We start from the raw sequence: 13,634 nt of genomic DNA on the forward strand, positions 1-13,634 counted from the left end.
AGCTCAGCGGCCCAGCGCGTGCAGCGCGCGGGCGTTGACCTCTTCGACCTCGCCGACGCCGTCCACCGTGACGACCAGGCCGTCGTAGTGGTCGAGCAGCGGCTCGGTCTCCTCGCGGTACACTCGCTGCCGGTTGCGGATGACATCCTCGGTGTCGTCGGAGCGGCCGCTGGTCTTACCGCGGTGCAGCAGGCGCTCGACCAGGATGTCCTCGGGGACCTCGAACGAAACGACGCCGTCGAGCTCGTGCCCGGACTCCTTGAGGATCTTCTCCAGCGCCTCCGCCTGGTCGATGGTGCGCGGGTAGCCGTCGAGGATGAAACCGTTGGCCGCATCCGGTTCGGCGATGCGCGCCTCGACCATCCGGTTCGTCACATCGCTTGGCACCAGATTGCCCGCGTCCAGGTACTTCTGCGCCTCGCGACCCAGCGGGGTCTGCTGGCTGATGTTCGCGCGGAACAGGTCCCCGGTGGAGATGTGCGGGACGCCCAGCTTTTCCGACAGCAGGACGGCCTGGGTGCCCTTGCCGGCACCCGGCGGACCGAGCAGTACAACTCTCACTTGAGGAACCCTTCGTAATTTCGATTCATCAGCTGGCTCTCGATCTGCTTAACGGTATCCAAACCGACACTCACCAAGATCAGCACCGAGGTACCGCCGAAGGGGAGGTTCTGGTTGTTACCGGAGGCGCCGATATCCAGGAAAAGATTCGGCAGGACCGCGACAAGACCGAGGTAGATGGAGCCGGGGAGGGTGATGCGGCTCAGGACGAAGTTGAGATAGTCCGCGGTCGGCTTACCGGGGCGGTAGCCGGGAATGAAGCCGCCGAACTTCTTCATTTCGTCGGCGCGTTCCTCCGGATTGAAGGTGATCGCGACATAGAAGTAGGTGAAGAACACGATCAAACCGAAGTAGATCGCGATATAGGCCGGATTGCCCGGATTCACCAGGTATTTCTGAATGAACTCCTGCCACCAGCTCGGATTGGCGTTGGTACGCCCGCCGGTGAGCTGAGCGATCAGATTCGGCAGGTACAGCAGCGAGGACGCGAAGATCACCGGGATAACGCCGGCCTGGTTGACCTTCAAGGGTAGGTAGGTCGACGACCCGCCGTACATCTTGCGGCCGACGACGCGCTTGGCGTACTGCACCGGAATCCGGCGCTGGCCCTGCTCGACGAAGATGACGCCGGAGATGATCGCGAACGCCGCGACGCACACCAAGCCGAAGATCAGCCCGCCGCGGTTGTCCAGAATGTTCTTGCCCTCGGACGGGATACGCGCCGCGATACCGGCGAAGATCAACAGCGACATGCCGTTTCCGATGCCGCGCTCGGTGATCTGCTCGCCGAACCACATGACGAGCGCCGCGCCCGCCGTCATCACCAGCACGATGATGACCATGCCGAAGATGCTGGTGTCGGCCAGGATGTCCTTGGGGCAGCCCTGCAGCAGCTGTTTGCGCGCCGCCAGCGCCACCAGACCGGTGGCCTGCAGAATCGCCAGCGCGATCGACAGATACCTGGTGTACTGCGTCATCTTGTTCTGGCCGGACTGGCCCTCTTTACGCAGTTCCTCGAACCGCGGGATGACGACCGTGAGCAGCTGGATGATGATGCTCGCGGTGATGTAGGGCATGATGCCGATCGCGAAAACCGACAGCTGCAGCAGCGCACCACCGGAGAACAGGTTGATCAGCTGGTAGATACCGGCGTTGTCACCGCCGGAAATCTGCGCGATACAGTCCTGGACGCTTTTGTAGTCGACGCCGGGAGACGGCAGCGTGGCACCAACCCGGTACAGCGCGAGCAGCCCCAGCGTGAAGAGAATCTTCCGCCGTAAGTCCGGAGTCCGGAAGGCCGATACGAAGGCGGAAAGCACAGATCCTCCTGGCGAACGACATGGTCATGACATGGATATTTTCAGCATGTCCGAAAGAGGGGTGCTGAAAACCATGACGAGGCTTGGCAGACAACAATAGAACTCTAACAGTGGCACCGGATGAGCTCTTCACTCATCCGGTGCCACTTAGATTAGAGCGTACCGTCAGCCCAGCTCGGTGACGGTGCCACCGGCCGAGGTGATCTTCTCCTTGGCGGAGCCGGTCACCTTGTCGACGGTCACCTGGACCGCGACACCGATCTCACCGTCGCCGAGGACCTTCACCAGCTCGTTCTTGCGAACGGCGCCGGCGGCGACCAGCTCGGCCTTGCCGACCGTGCCGCCCTCGGGGAACAGCTCGGCGATCCGGCCGACGTTCACGACCTGGTATTCCGTCCGGAACGGGTTCGTGAAGCCCTTGAGCTTGGGCAGCCGCATGTGCAGCGGCATCTGCCCACCCTCGAAGCGGGCGGGCACGTTCTTGCGTGCCTTGGTGCCCTTGGTACCGCGACCGGCGGTCTTACCCTTCGAGCCCTCACCGCGGCCGACGCGGATCTTCTCGGTCTTCGCGCCCGGGGCCGGACGCAGATGGTGCAGTTTGATGGTCATGCGTTGAGCTCCTCAACTTCCACGAGGTGGCGCACGACGTTGACCAGTCCGCGGTTCTGCGCGTTGTCCTCCCGGACCACGCTCTGCCGGATCTTGCGCAGGCCGAGCGTGCGCAACGACTCCCGCTGATTAGCCTTGGCACCGATCGTGCTCTTGATCTGGGTGATCTTCAGCTGTGCCATATCAGACTCCCTGTCCGGCACGCGCACGCAGCATGCCAGCCGGAGCAACGTCCTCGATGGACAGACCGCGACGGGCCGCCACCTCTTCGGGACGCTGCAGCTGCTTGAGCGCGGCGACGGTCGCGTGCACGACGTTGATCGCGTTGTCGCTACCGAGCGACTTGGCCAGAATGTCGTGAATGCCAGCGCATTCCAGCACGGCACGGGCGGCGCCACCGGCGATAACACCGGTACCCGGGGAAGCCGGGCGCAGCATGACCACACCGGCCGCCGCCTCGCCCTGCACCGGATGGGTGATGGTCGAGCCGATCATCGGGACGCGGAAGAAGCCCTTGCGAGCCTCCTCGACACCCTTCTGGATGGCCGCGGGAACTTCCTTGGCCTTGCCGTAGCCGACGCCGACCAGACCGTTGCCGTCGCCGACGATCACCAGGGCGGTGAAGCTGAAGCGCCGACCACCCTTGACGACCTTGGAGACGCGGTTGATCGCGACGACGCGCTCGAGCTGGTTCTTCTCGGCCGCGTTATCCCTGCGGTCGCCGCCGCCGCGACGATCGCCGCCACCGCGACGGTTCTCGCGGCCACCCTCGGGCGCGTTGCCATTCTGTCCGGCGGGTCCGTTTCCGCCGTCACGCCTCTGACGTCCCGGCATCAGACGTTCCTTCCGTTAGCAATCTTGATCATCAGAACTTCAACCCACCTTCGCGAGCGGCATCGGCCAGTGCGGCGATGCGGCCGTGGTAGTCGTGGCCACCACGGTCGAACACGACGGCATCGACACCGGCCGCCTTGGCGCGGGCGGCGAGCAGCTCGCCGACCTTCTTGCCCTTGGCGGTCTTGTCGCCGTCCAGCGCGCGCACATCGGCCTCGATGCTGGAGGCGGCGGCGATGGTCTTGCCGAGCGAGTCGTCGACGAGCTGCGCGTGCAGGTGCCGCGAGGAGCGGTTGACCACCAGACGCGGACGCTCGGTGGTGCCGACGACCTTCTTGCGCAGACGGAAGTGACGGCGCGCCTTGGACAGACGACGCTGCGTCGAGACGTCCTTGCCCAGCGGGATGCGCTTGGCCTTCTGGTTTTCGGTTTGCGCCATGATCACTTACCCGTCTTTCCGACCTTGCGGCGAACGACCTCGCCGGCGTACCGGATGCCCTTGCCCTTGTACGGCTCCGGCTTGCGGTACTTGCGGATGTTGGCGGCGACCTCGCCGACCAGCTGCTTGTCGATACCGGCCACCGAGAACTTGGTGGGCGATTCCACGGCGAAGGTGATGCCCTGCGGCGGCTCCGAAACGATCGGGTGGCTGTACCCGAGCGCGAATTCGAGGTTCTGGCCCTTGAGCGCGACACGGTAACCGACGCCGGCGATCTCGAGCTTCTTCTCGTAGCCCTGGGTGACGCCGACGATCATGTTCGAGATGAGCGTGCGGGTCAGGCCGTGCAGCGAGCGGCTCTTGCGCTCGTCGTCGGGACGGGTGACCTCGAGCTTGCCCTCGTCGTTCTTACCGACGGTGATCGGCTCGGCGACGATGTGGGACAGCGTGCCCTTGGGGCCCTTCACCTGCACCTGCCGGCCGTCGATGGTCACATCGACGCCGGACGGGATTGCGATGGGCTGCTTGCCAATACGCGACATTAGTCCTGACCTCCCTTACCAGACGTAGGCGAGGACTTCGCCGCCCACGCCCTGCTTGGCTGCCTGACGGTCGGTGAGCAGGCCCTGCGACGTGGAGATGATGGCCACGCCGAGGCCGCCCAGCACCTTGGGCAGGTTGGTGGACTTCGCGTACACACGCAGACCGGGCTTCGAAACCCGGCGCACGCCGGCGAGGCTGCGCTCGCGGCTCGGACCGTACTTGAGGTCGACGACGAGGGTCTTGCCCACCTGCGCGTCCTCGGTCCGGTAGTCGGCGATGTAGCCCTCGCGCTTGAGGATCTCGGCGATATTCGCCTTGAGCTTCGAGTGCGGAGCCTTCACCTGATCGTGGTACGCCGAGTTGGCGTTGCGCAGACGTGTGAGGAAGTCTGCGATCGGATCAGTCATGGTCATGGTTCGACCTAGACACCTTTCTCGCTGCGGTTCCCATACAGCACCGGCACAGCACGGTGCCGATCGTGGGCCTACAACAATTCGGATGGCCCGGCCGGCATTTGCCGACCGGATTGAGTTCTCATGCGAGTTCTCAGTGCCCGGACCGTCCGCGACCCGGTGCGCACACCGGGCTCATGCGGACACAACTGTGCCCGAGCAACCGGTTCAGTGTAGACAAGCCGCAGGCAGCGACCAAATCCGGGTCGCGTATGGACGATCTCACATTGCGTGTGATGAGCTACCGCCATAACGTCCGATATGCACGACCGGTTACAGATAGACGCTCGAGTCCGGTACCGACACGAGGCGGTAGCTCGTTGACCGACAGTCGCTCGATGTTCCGAACCTGGTGGCGCGACCGGGTCGATTACGGCTGGCTGGTCGAGACCCTGCGGTCGCACGGCGCGCTCGGTCGATTCAAGTTCATGCTCGGGGCGGGCGGCATCGTGATGCTGCTCATCGCGATTCTGGCCGCGATAGCGCAGGACGAGGCGATGGGTCCGGTTCAGGGCATCGCCGAGGCCACCGTCGCGGGCATATGGACGGTTCGCTGGTGGTTTCTGCCGTGGCCGCGGGAGACCGAATCACTGGTCTGGATCGCGCTGTTCGACCTCGACGCCGCCGCGAACAACGTCCTGGTCCACGATCGCGTCATAGGGGTGCTCGGCATCGTGCTGCTGATGGCGATGGGCGGGTACGTGACCGTCTTCCACGGCCCGCGAATCCTGGCGCTGCACGTCGGCTGGTCGCTGCTGGCCAGCATCATGCTCGCGGTCATGATCGCGACCGGCCTACTGCCACAGGCCGAATCGACCGGGCACGGGCGGGAGAGCATCGCCATGGGCCTTTCGATCGTGCTGGTCCTGTTCGTGGTGATGGGGGTCATCCTGCCGTTCGTGCAGTTCTGTAACTGGATACTGCGAGTCGACGCCCTGACCGATCCACTCACCATGCTGCTGAACCGCCGCGGGCTCGACTCCTATCTGACGGCGCGCCTCGGCCGCTGCCGGGACCGGACGATCTACATCGCCATGCTCGACCTCGACCGTTTCAAAACGGTCAACGACACCTTCGGCCACTCATTCGGCGACGAGGTACTCGCCAGAACCGCCCAATGCCTGCGCACCGCAGTCGATTTCGACGCCCTCATCGCCCGCACCGGCGGTGAGGAATTCGTCATCGTCGGCTACCTGCGCGGCGAAATCGCCGATGTCGGCGAACAATTGCGCCGTTCCATCGAGGCCATGCCCGGCCTGCCCGTCACGGTCACCGCGAGCATCGGCATCACCACCATCGACACCGCCGACGACCCCTTCACCGAACTCACCTACCACCGCCTGCTCCGCGCGGCCGATTCCGCGATGTATCGCGCGAAACGGTTGGGCGGCAACACGGTTGTGTTCGCCGGTGCGACCGGCCATCCGAAGGCCGTTTCGATTCGCGTTCCGCCGGCCGGCCCCGTCCCGATTCTCCTCGATCGACCGCCGACGCCATAGCATCGTATAGCATCCGTTGCTATCCTCGGGCTATGACAACCACGATCAGCCAGGCCGACCTGCGTAACGGCAGCGCGGGTGTGATGGACGCACTGGAAGCCGGTGAGGATTTCGTCATCACCCGCAACGGGCGGCCGGTTGGTGAGCTGCGCCCGATCAAGCGACGACGGGATATCACGACCACGGAGCTCAAGGCGCGGATGGCCCGCTTCGCCGGAGCGGGTAGCGGCGCGGAACTGCGGGCAGAAATCGACGCAGCTTTCGGCGAAGACCGTCTCGATGACTGAGCGCGGCCGGTTTCCAGAGGGACTGCTCGATACCTGCGTCCTCATCGATATCGACACCGTCGACGACACCCAACTACCGATACAGCCGAAAATAAGCACCATAACGGTGGCCGAATTGGGTCTGGGCGTCGCTCTCGCCGGTTCGCCGGAAATACTGACATTGCGTACCGAACAAATGCTGGAGATCGAGCACGTCTTCGACGCACTCCCCTTTACCGACACGGCTGCACGGCGATTCATGACCATGGCAAACCTGATCGCAATCGGCGGACGAAACCCCAAACCACGCAAAATGGATCTGATGATCGCGGCAATTGCGTCGGTCAACGATCTCCCGCTGTTCACCCGCAACGCGGACGATTTCCGAGGGCTTGATCAACTGCTCACCGTCGTACCGGTGTGAAACAGCACAAGGACCCGAGCGCAGGCCCGGGTCCTTGTTTCGCTATTTCATTGCCTCACAGGGAGGCTGAACTCACCAGGAGCTCTTGTGCACGCCCGGCAGCTCGCCGCGGTGCGCCATTTCACGCAGGCACACGCGGCACAGGCCGAACTTGCGGTAGACGGCGTGCGGGCGACCGCAACGCTGGCAGCGGGTGTAGGCACGCACCGCAAACTTCGGCTTGGCGTTGGCCTTGTTGACCAGGGATTTCTTAGCCATGTGCTCAGTTCTCCTTGAACGGGAAGCCGAGGTGCTTGAGCAGGGCGCGGCCTTCTTCGTTGTTGGTCGCGGTGGTCACCACGGTGATATCCATACCACGCGGGCGGTCGATCCGGTCCACGTCGATCTCGTGGAACATCGACTGCTCGCTCAGGCCGAAGGTGTAGTTGCCGTTGCCGTCGAACTGCTTCGGCGACAGGCCACGGAAGTCCCGGATACGGGGCAGCGCGATGGACACCAGCCGGTCCAGGAACTCCCACATGCGGTCGCCGCGCAGGGTGACCTTCGCACCGATCGGCATGCCCTCACGCAGCTTGAACTGCGCGATCGACTTGGTCGCCTTGCGGATCTCCGGCTTCTGGCCGGTGATCAGCGCCAGGTCGTTGACGGCGCCGTTGATCAGCTTGGCGTCGCGGGCGGCGTCGCCGACACCCATGTTCACGACGACCTTCACCACGCCCGGGATCTGCATCACGTTGGCGTAGTTGAATTCCTTGTTCAGCGCGTCCTTGATCTCCTCGCGGTAGCGAGTCTTCAGGCGCGGCTGGATCTTGTTTTCAGTGGTGGTCATGATCAGATGTCCTTCCCGTTCTTACGGGAGATCCGGACCCGCTTGCCGTTCTCGTCGGTCCGGTAGCCGATACGGGCCGGCTTGCCATCGGAGTCGACGACCATCACGTTGGAAACGTGGATCGGGGCTTCCTGGGTCACGATGCCGCCCGAGGAGGCGCCGCGCTGGTTGGCGGAGTTCGCGACGTGCTTCTTGATCCGGTTCACGCCCTCGACAAGAACCCGGTTCTCCTTCGGGTAGGCCTGGATGACCTTGCCCTTGGCACCCTTGTCCTTGCCCGAGATGACGAGCACGGTATCGCCCTTGTGCACCTTCATGTCAGAGCACCTCCGGGGCAAGCGAAACGATCTTCATGAACTTCTTCTCGCGCAGTTCGCGGCCGACCGGGCCGAAGATGCGGGTGCCGCGCGGATCGTTGTCCGCCTTGATGAGCACGGCCGCGTTCTCATCGAACTTGATGTACGAGCCGTCCGGACGGCGGCGCTCCTTGACGGTGCGCACGACGACCGCCTTGACGACGTCGCCCTTCTTGACGTTGGCGCCGGGGATGGCGTCCTTCACGGTAGCGACGATGATGTCGCCGATACCGGCATAGCGACGCGACGAACCACCGAGAACGCGGATGCAGAGAATCTCCTTCGCACCCGTGTTGTCGGCGACGCGCAGTCGCGACTCCTGCTGAATCACTTCAGCATCCTCCTAGACCTGGACGAAACGCACGCCGGATTGCCGACCCGACGGGCATGGTCAGTTGCCCACCGAACGCGCGCCTGCCAGCGGATATCCTTCGGTTCGACGAGAAGCTGAACCGAACCACTGGGGGTTCGCGGCCGGATTGCGGGCAAAGCTCCCGCAGGCAACCGGTCTAGTGTACGAGAACGCCCAGGTCACCACAAAATCGGGGTCGTCCCGCGCTCCCGCAGCACGCCACGCGCTCGCATCGAACGCCGCGGGATGCGAAGCCGAGGCGCGTGAGAGCACCGCGCACACTCTGCCACGTACTGCCAGAACTGCCATATCAATTGGCCCACTCGGGAAAACGCAATCAAGATCACCAATTTCCGGATCGGCTTGGAATTTCGCGGGCGAATTATGCCCTTATATTCAGGAATTCGAATTCCGGGTGTTCACCACGCGATCCGAGATCGCCGCGCTGGCCGAAACCGTCGACGGCCTTGTCCGGGAGCGGGCGCGAAACATACCGGCGCTCGCCTGGCACACCCGCTACGGCGAAAGCGCTCGCCGGAATCCACGGCTCGATCTGCAGTGGCGCGATACGCACCCGGATACCGACCCAGGCGATCGCCGGACGCTCAGCGTCTTCGTCGGGCTGCACCTCCCCGATTGCGCCGAGAGCGATCGACTGTTCAACGAGTTGTGCTGGTCATTCCCCGCGTGCGATTCGCCGTGGACCGCAGGGCGATCATCCCGGAAACCGTCGAAGACGCAAGGGAATTCGGGCTCGCCGCCAAGTATCCGGAGCTCGCTCCGCTGGAATCCCGCTGATCGTATTCGGCTCTCGGGTTCGGCGGTTCGCCGGTCCGCTCCAGTAACGTCGATCGGGTCGAGACCCGAGCAAACGTTCGAAGACTACGGAGGAGATTCGAGTTGACCGCGTCTGAGCGACCATTCCCGCTCGACCGCCGCAGGTTCCTGATGGCAATGGGATTGGCGCCCGCCGCAGCCCTGTTGCCCGCCTGCTCCAAAGCCGATCCGAAACCGTTGACGGGCCCTGATCTGTCCGGTGTCGATCCGGCGGTCCGGCCGCAGGACGATCTCTATCGCAATGTCAACGGCAAGTGGCTGCGCGAATACAAGCTGCCGCCCGACAAGGTGTCGTTCGGCACCTTCGACGAGGTGGGCGACCGGATCGAGGGTCAGCTCCGCGAGATCATCGACGGCATCAAGGATCCGAAGCCGGGCACCGAGGCGCAGCAGATCCGTGACCTGTTCGACGCGCGTATGGATCTCGACCAGATCGAAAAGCTCGGTATGACGCCGCTACATGGTCTGTTCGCGAAGATCGACGGCGCCGCGACGAAGGCCGACCTGGCCGAGGTGATGGGCGCGCTGCCCGGCGTCGGCCTGATCGGTCTGGCGGTCGCGGTCGACGCGAAGAATTCCAATGCCTATCTGCCGATAGTCTCCCAGAGCGGTCTCGGGCTGGGCGAGCAGCACTACCACAAACCCGAATACGCCGAAAAGTTCGCCGCCTACCGGGTTTTCATGGAACGCTGCGCCACCGGCGCCGGATTTCCGGACCCGGCCGCGCTGGCCGGGCGGGTGGTGGATCTGGAGACCAGGATCGCGGCCGCGTTCTGGGACAACGTCCGGCTGCGCGATGTCAACGCCAGCTACAACCTGCACAGCTGGGCCGAATTGACCGCGCTGGCACCGCAATTCGATTGGGATCGATGGTTGATCGGCAATACCGACCGGCCGAAGGAGTTGTTCGCCACGGTGCAGGTGGCCGAACCGTCCTTCATGACGGCCGCGGGGCAGCTGTGGGACGAGGTCGACATCGCCGTCTGGCGCGAATATCTGAAGTTGGCTCTGGTGCGCGAGTTCGCACCGCAACTGAAGAAGGACATAGCGGACGCGAACTTCGAATTCGTCGGCAAGGTGATGAACGGGCTGCAACAGCGCCCCGAACAGTGGAAGGTCGCGGTGAGCACGGTCGATGCCTACCTCGGCGAACAGCTCGGAAAGCTTTATGTGGCAAAGCATTTCCCACAGTCGGCGAAGGATCGCGCCAAGGAGATGGTCGCCGATCTCATGGCCGCCTACCGGGACAACTTCCAGAACTCCTCGTGGATGACGCCCGCGACCCGCTCCGCCGCCATCGCGAAGTTGGCGAAGATCAACCCCAAGATAGGCTATCCCGACAAATGGGAGGACTACTCGAAGCTGACCGTCACCCGCGGCAAGTTGATCGAATCCATTTGCGCGATAAACGAATTCGGGGCGCGGCGGATGTTCGGGCGGCTCGGCACGCCGGTCGACAAATCCGAATGGGGTATGACGCCGCAGACCGTCAACGCCTCGTACAACCCGAGCGGTAACGAGATCGTCTTCCCGGCCGCCTTCCTGCAGCCACCGTTCTTCGACCCGGGTGCGGAACCCGCGGTGAACTACGGCGCGGGCGGCGCGGTGATCGGCCACGAGATCGGCCACGGATTCGACGACCAGGGTTCGCAATTCGATGGCGAAGGCAACCTGAAGGACTGGTGGACGCCGGAGGACAAGGCGGCATTCCAGGCGAAGACCAAGCAACTCATCGATCAGTACAACGCGCTCGTGCCCGAGGGATTGCCGCCGGAACAGCACGTCAACGGCGAACTCACCGTCGGGGAAAACCTCGCCGACCTGCGCGGGCTGCTGATCTCGCTGGCCGCGTTCCGCAGCGCCGAAAAGCGTAGGGGCGTCGACGTTCCCGACTATCGACCGGTATTCCAGTCGTGGGCCCGCAACTGGCGCTCCGCGCAGACCAAGCAGTACACCGAGAGCCTGCTCAACGATACGCATTCACCGGACGAGTTCCGCTGCAACCAGGTGGTGCGCAATATCGCCGAGTTCTATACGGCTTTCGGTGTCGAAGAGGGCGACAAACTGTTCCTGTCGCAGGATCAGCGCGTCGCCCTCTGACGCGTTACGCGGTCGGTTCGAGGCTCCACGGCCCGTCGCCGGACAGCTCGAGGCGGGCGGTGTGGTGGACGTCGACGGTGCTGCGGTGGGCGACGCTGAACAGCATGGTCTGCGGCGCTTCGCTGCGGACCAGCGCGTAGAGCGAGTACTCCAGACCCTCGTCCACCGCGGAGGTGGCCTCGTCCAGGAACACCGCCTTCGGTTTGAGCAGCAGGATCCGCGCGAACGCGACTCGCTGCTGCTCACCCGGGGACAGGATCTTGGCCCAGTCGGCTTCCTCGTCCAGGCGGTTCACCAGGTGACCGAGGTGCACCTTGGTCAGCGTCTCGCGCAGTACATCATCCGAAATATCTTCCGGCTGAGCGGGATACGTCACCGCCGTCCGCAGATCACCCAGCGGGAGGTACGGGATCTGCGAGAGGAACAGCGATTCGTTGCCCGACGGACGCCGGATATCGCCGTCGGCATACGGCCACATGCCGGCCAGCGCGCGCAGCAGCGTGGTCTTGCCGCTGCCGGACGGGCCCTTGACAACGAGTGCGTCACCGGGGTTCAGCCGCAGGTTGAGATCGCTGATCAGCAGCTCGCCGTCCGGCTTTCGCACGTCGATCCGATCGAGCGCCAGCGCGTTATCCAGTTCGGCGACGGACACCCGAGGCAGGTCACGGGACTGGCGGCTGGCGACGATCAAGCCGTCCAGACGGATGAGCGAGGCACGGAATTCGGCGAATGTCGCGTAGTTCTCGCGGAAGAACGACAGCGACGAGTGGATCTGGGTGAACGCCTGCGTCGACTGCAGCACGCCACCGAGCTTGATCTGTCCCGCGAACATGCGCGGGACCTGCAGCATGAATGGGACGATCGCCGCGGTTTGGTTGACCGCGAGGTTCCAACCGCTGAACTTCAGCGTCCGGTAGACGATGGCCCAGTAGGCTCCGATCACCGCGGCGAATCGTCCGATCAGGCCACGCTTTTCCACGCCCTCACCGCGGTAGAAGGCGACGCTTTCGGCCGCGTCGCGCAGCCGCATCAGCGCGTAACGGAAGTTCGCGGTGACGAGCTGGTAGCGGAAGTTCAGCTTGATGAGCGGTCGACCGATCCAGAACGCGATGGCCGTGGTCACCAGGACGTACAGCAGGATCATGTACACCGCGGCGCGTGGAACGGTGGTGCCCACGATCGTGAGTGGACCGGACAGGTCCCAGAGGATCTTGGCGAAGGAGAAGATCGCTACCACCGCGCTGACCGCACCCATCGACAGCACCCGCGCGTTCTGCACGTAGGTGGTGATGTCTTCCTGAATACGCTGGTCCGGGTTGTCGATCGTGTCGTCGATGAACCGAGCCCGATAGAACGCCTGGCCATCGAGATAGTCGGTGGTTACCCGCTCGGTCAGCCAGAGCCGCCACCTGATGTCGAAGGCCTGTCCGATGAAGTAGTCCGCCAGCGACCGCACCACATGGATGGTCGCGAGCACCGCGAATACGATGATCGAATTCCAGAACGCGGTCTTCGCGGCGTCGAGCGCGCCACCGTCGTGCTCTCCCAAGGCCGCGGCGCCGTCCTGCAACGACGAATACATGTCGTTGTACTGGTAGGAGAACAAGACGTCCATGCGAACCGACCAGATCGTCATGAACAACAGCACGGCGACGAAAAGTATTGTCCGCCAACCGCCTTTGGTGCGGAAATAGCCGCCCGATATCAGCCAGAACTGGCGGCCCCAGACGGTGAATCTGAGCAGCAGCGCGACGGTCACCGTGAATACCACCGCGGTGATCGAGAATACGATCAGCAACCACTTGGCCGATTCCCAGAGTTCGTTGCCCCAGTCCCTAGACGCGTCCACGCAGTCTCCCGATTCCCTCGCAGTAAAGCTCGCGCAGTCTAACCGACTACCTGCGAATTCGCCTCCGACGCACGCCGATTCCCAGCCACCTCCCGGAAATGCGCCGGGCGTCTGAGCCACCCGCTCGGGCAAATACGCCGCACAGTAATGCACACGGACGATTTTCAGAATTGGTTCGACTCGATGCGGATTTGATATGGAATATATATAGCGGTATGCCGACTCGTGCATATTGCCCTTTGATCCATGCGGGAATCCGTTGCAGTGCGGACCATCCAACCGGTATGGCAATAGGCGACGAGGCGTTTAGAGCCGCATTCAGAGGACGACCGGATGAATGTGCGCCACGTACCCCGGACACAGGT

General features: G+C 63.7%; 18 protein-coding genes. 4 read left to right on the forward strand and 14 right to left on the reverse strand.

Annotated features, from left to right (window positions below):
• Window positions 1-3 precede the first annotated feature (3 nt).
• The 8 genes from LGY53_RS29290 to rpsH all read right to left on the reverse strand — a co-directional run bounded on the left by LGY53_RS29290 (window position 4) and on the right by rpsH (window position 4,718).
• On the reverse strand, window positions 4-561 hold the full coding sequence (locus tag LGY53_RS29290; protein WP_225729925.1) for an adenylate kinase: 558 nt from the start codon (window positions 559-561) through the stop codon (window positions 4-6).
• Window positions 558-1,880, reverse strand: a complete 1,323-nt coding sequence (secY, locus tag LGY53_RS29295; protein ID WP_225729926.1) for a preprotein translocase subunit SecY — start codon at window positions 1,878-1,880, stop codon at window positions 558-560. The genes LGY53_RS29290 and secY overlap by 4 nt, the downstream gene beginning before the upstream one ends.
• Before the next feature lie 165 nt (window positions 1,881-2,045).
• On the reverse strand, window positions 2,046-2,489 hold the full coding sequence (rplO, locus tag LGY53_RS29300) for a 50S ribosomal protein L15 (protein WP_167472115.1): 444 nt from the start codon (window positions 2,487-2,489) through the stop codon (window positions 2,046-2,048).
• The gene (gene rpmD / locus LGY53_RS29305) at window positions 2,486-2,671 is read right to left on the reverse strand and encodes a 50S ribosomal protein L30 (protein WP_167472114.1); all 186 of its coding nucleotides are present in this window, start codon (window positions 2,669-2,671) and stop codon (window positions 2,486-2,488) included. The genes rplO and rpmD overlap by 4 nt, the downstream gene beginning before the upstream one ends.
• 1 nt (window position 2,672) lies before the next feature.
• The gene (gene rpsE / locus LGY53_RS29310) at window positions 2,673-3,323 is read right to left on the reverse strand and encodes a 30S ribosomal protein S5 (protein WP_225729927.1); all 651 of its coding nucleotides are present in this window, start codon (window positions 3,321-3,323) and stop codon (window positions 2,673-2,675) included.
• Window positions 3,324-3,354: 31 nt separating this feature from the next.
• On the reverse strand, window positions 3,355-3,762 hold the full coding sequence (gene rplR / locus LGY53_RS29315) for a 50S ribosomal protein L18 (RefSeq protein WP_225729928.1): 408 nt from the start codon (window positions 3,760-3,762) through the stop codon (window positions 3,355-3,357).
• Window positions 3,763-3,764: 2 nt separating this feature from the next.
• On the reverse strand, window positions 3,765-4,304 hold the full coding sequence (rplF, locus tag LGY53_RS29320) for a 50S ribosomal protein L6 (RefSeq protein ID WP_225729929.1): 540 nt from the start codon (window positions 4,302-4,304) through the stop codon (window positions 3,765-3,767).
• A gap of 15 nt (window positions 4,305-4,319) precedes the next feature.
• Window positions 4,320-4,718: a 30S ribosomal protein S8 gene (gene rpsH / locus LGY53_RS29325; protein WP_167472110.1), complete on the reverse strand. Its 399-nt coding sequence runs from the start codon at window positions 4,716-4,718 to the stop codon at window positions 4,320-4,322.
• Window positions 4,719-5,095: 377 nt separating this feature from the next.
• Here rpsH and LGY53_RS29330 point away from each other — a divergent pair, with 377 nt between their 5' ends.
• From LGY53_RS29330 to LGY53_RS29340, 3 genes are all read left to right on the forward strand, one after another.
• Window positions 5,096-6,256, forward strand: a complete 1,161-nt coding sequence (locus LGY53_RS29330) for a diguanylate cyclase (protein WP_225729930.1) — start codon at window positions 5,096-5,098, stop codon at window positions 6,254-6,256.
• A gap of 32 nt (window positions 6,257-6,288) precedes the next feature.
• The gene (locus LGY53_RS29335) at window positions 6,289-6,543 is read left to right on the forward strand and encodes a type II toxin-antitoxin system Phd/YefM family antitoxin (protein WP_225729931.1); all 255 of its coding nucleotides are present in this window, start codon (window positions 6,289-6,291) and stop codon (window positions 6,541-6,543) included.
• 106 nt (window positions 6,544-6,649) lie between these two features.
• The gene (locus LGY53_RS29340) at window positions 6,650-6,946 is read left to right on the forward strand and encodes a type II toxin-antitoxin system VapC family toxin (RefSeq protein WP_225729932.1); all 297 of its coding nucleotides are present in this window, start codon (window positions 6,650-6,652) and stop codon (window positions 6,944-6,946) included.
• Between the two features lie 72 nt (window positions 6,947-7,018).
• Here the strand turns inward: LGY53_RS29340 and LGY53_RS29345 are convergent, their stop codons facing one another.
• The 5 genes from LGY53_RS29345 to LGY53_RS29365 all read right to left on the reverse strand — a co-directional run bounded on the left by LGY53_RS29345 (window position 7,019) and on the right by LGY53_RS29365 (window position 9,111).
• A complete protein-coding gene (locus LGY53_RS29345; RefSeq protein ID WP_167472107.1) occupies window positions 7,019-7,204 on the reverse strand; it encodes a type Z 30S ribosomal protein S14 in 186 nt (61 codons plus the stop codon).
• Between the two features lie 4 nt (window positions 7,205-7,208).
• Window positions 7,209-7,775, reverse strand: coding sequence for a 50S ribosomal protein L5 (rplE, locus tag LGY53_RS29350; RefSeq protein ID WP_225729933.1), 567 nt, complete (start codon window positions 7,773-7,775; stop codon window positions 7,209-7,211).
• Between the two features lie 2 nt (window positions 7,776-7,777).
• Complete coding sequence (gene rplX, locus LGY53_RS29355; RefSeq protein ID WP_167472105.1) at window positions 7,778-8,092, reverse strand: 50S ribosomal protein L24; 315 nt, start codon at window positions 8,090-8,092, stop codon at window positions 7,778-7,780.
• A gap of 1 nt (window position 8,093) precedes the next feature.
• Window positions 8,094-8,462, reverse strand: a complete 369-nt coding sequence (rplN, locus tag LGY53_RS29360) for a 50S ribosomal protein L14 (RefSeq protein ID WP_167472104.1) — start codon at window positions 8,460-8,462, stop codon at window positions 8,094-8,096.
• 403 nt (window positions 8,463-8,865) lie between these two features.
• Window positions 8,866-9,111, reverse strand: a complete 246-nt coding sequence (locus tag LGY53_RS29365; RefSeq protein WP_225729934.1) for a hypothetical protein — start codon at window positions 9,109-9,111, stop codon at window positions 8,866-8,868.
• Window positions 9,112-9,383: 272 nt separating this feature from the next.
• Between LGY53_RS29365 and LGY53_RS29370 the strand changes: the two genes are divergently transcribed.
• Complete coding sequence (locus LGY53_RS29370; protein ID WP_308103011.1) at window positions 9,384-11,420, forward strand: M13 family metallopeptidase; 2,037 nt, start codon at window positions 9,384-9,386, stop codon at window positions 11,418-11,420.
• 4 nt (window positions 11,421-11,424) lie between these two features.
• Here LGY53_RS29370 and LGY53_RS29375 read toward each other — a convergent pair whose 3' ends face one another.
• Window positions 11,425-13,269, reverse strand: coding sequence for an ABC transporter ATP-binding protein/permease (locus LGY53_RS29375; RefSeq protein WP_225729935.1), 1,845 nt, complete (start codon window positions 13,267-13,269; stop codon window positions 11,425-11,427).
• Between the last annotated feature and the right edge of the window lie 365 nt (window positions 13,270-13,634).

This window comes from Nocardia sp. JCM 34519.1 (assembly GCF_020361265.1).
Lineage (GTDB): Bacteria > Actinomycetota > Actinomycetes > Mycobacteriales > Mycobacteriaceae > Nocardia > Nocardia arthritidis_A.

What these genes read in the sequence shown, in the direction of transcription:
- rplF (WP_225729929.1), bottom strand. Translation starts at nt 4,304, where the DNA reads ATGTCGCGTATTGGCAAGCAGCCCATCGCAATCCCGTCCGGCGTCGAT.
- rpmD (WP_167472114.1), bottom strand. Translation starts at nt 2,671, where the DNA reads ATGGCACAGCTGAAGATCACCCAGATCAAGAGCACGATCGGTGCCAAG.
- rplO (WP_167472115.1), bottom strand. Translation starts at nt 2,489, where the DNA reads ATGACCATCAAACTGCACCATCTGCGTCCGGCCCCGGGCGCGAAGACC.
- rpsH (WP_167472110.1), bottom strand. Translation starts at nt 4,718, where the DNA reads ATGACCATGACTGATCCGATCGCAGACTTCCTCACACGTCTGCGCAAC.
- rplE (WP_225729933.1), bottom strand. Translation starts at nt 7,775, where the DNA reads ATGACCACCACTGAAAACAAGATCCAGCCGCGCCTGAAGACTCGCTAC.
- rplX (WP_167472105.1), bottom strand. Translation starts at nt 8,092, where the DNA reads ATGAAGGTGCACAAGGGCGATACCGTGCTCGTCATCTCGGGCAAGGAC.
- LGY53_RS29330 (WP_225729930.1), top strand. Translation starts at nt 5,096, where the DNA reads ATGTTCCGAACCTGGTGGCGCGACCGGGTCGATTACGGCTGGCTGGTC.
- rpsE (WP_225729927.1), bottom strand. Translation starts at nt 3,323, where the DNA reads ATGCCGGGACGTCAGAGGCGTGACGGCGGAAACGGACCCGCCGGACAG.
- rplR (WP_225729928.1), bottom strand. Translation starts at nt 3,762, where the DNA reads ATGGCGCAAACCGAAAACCAGAAGGCCAAGCGCATCCCGCTGGGCAAG.
- LGY53_RS29345 (WP_167472107.1), bottom strand. Translation starts at nt 7,204, where the DNA reads ATGGCTAAGAAATCCCTGGTCAACAAGGCCAACGCCAAGCCGAAGTTT.
- LGY53_RS29335 (WP_225729931.1), top strand. Translation starts at nt 6,289, where the DNA reads ATGACAACCACGATCAGCCAGGCCGACCTGCGTAACGGCAGCGCGGGT.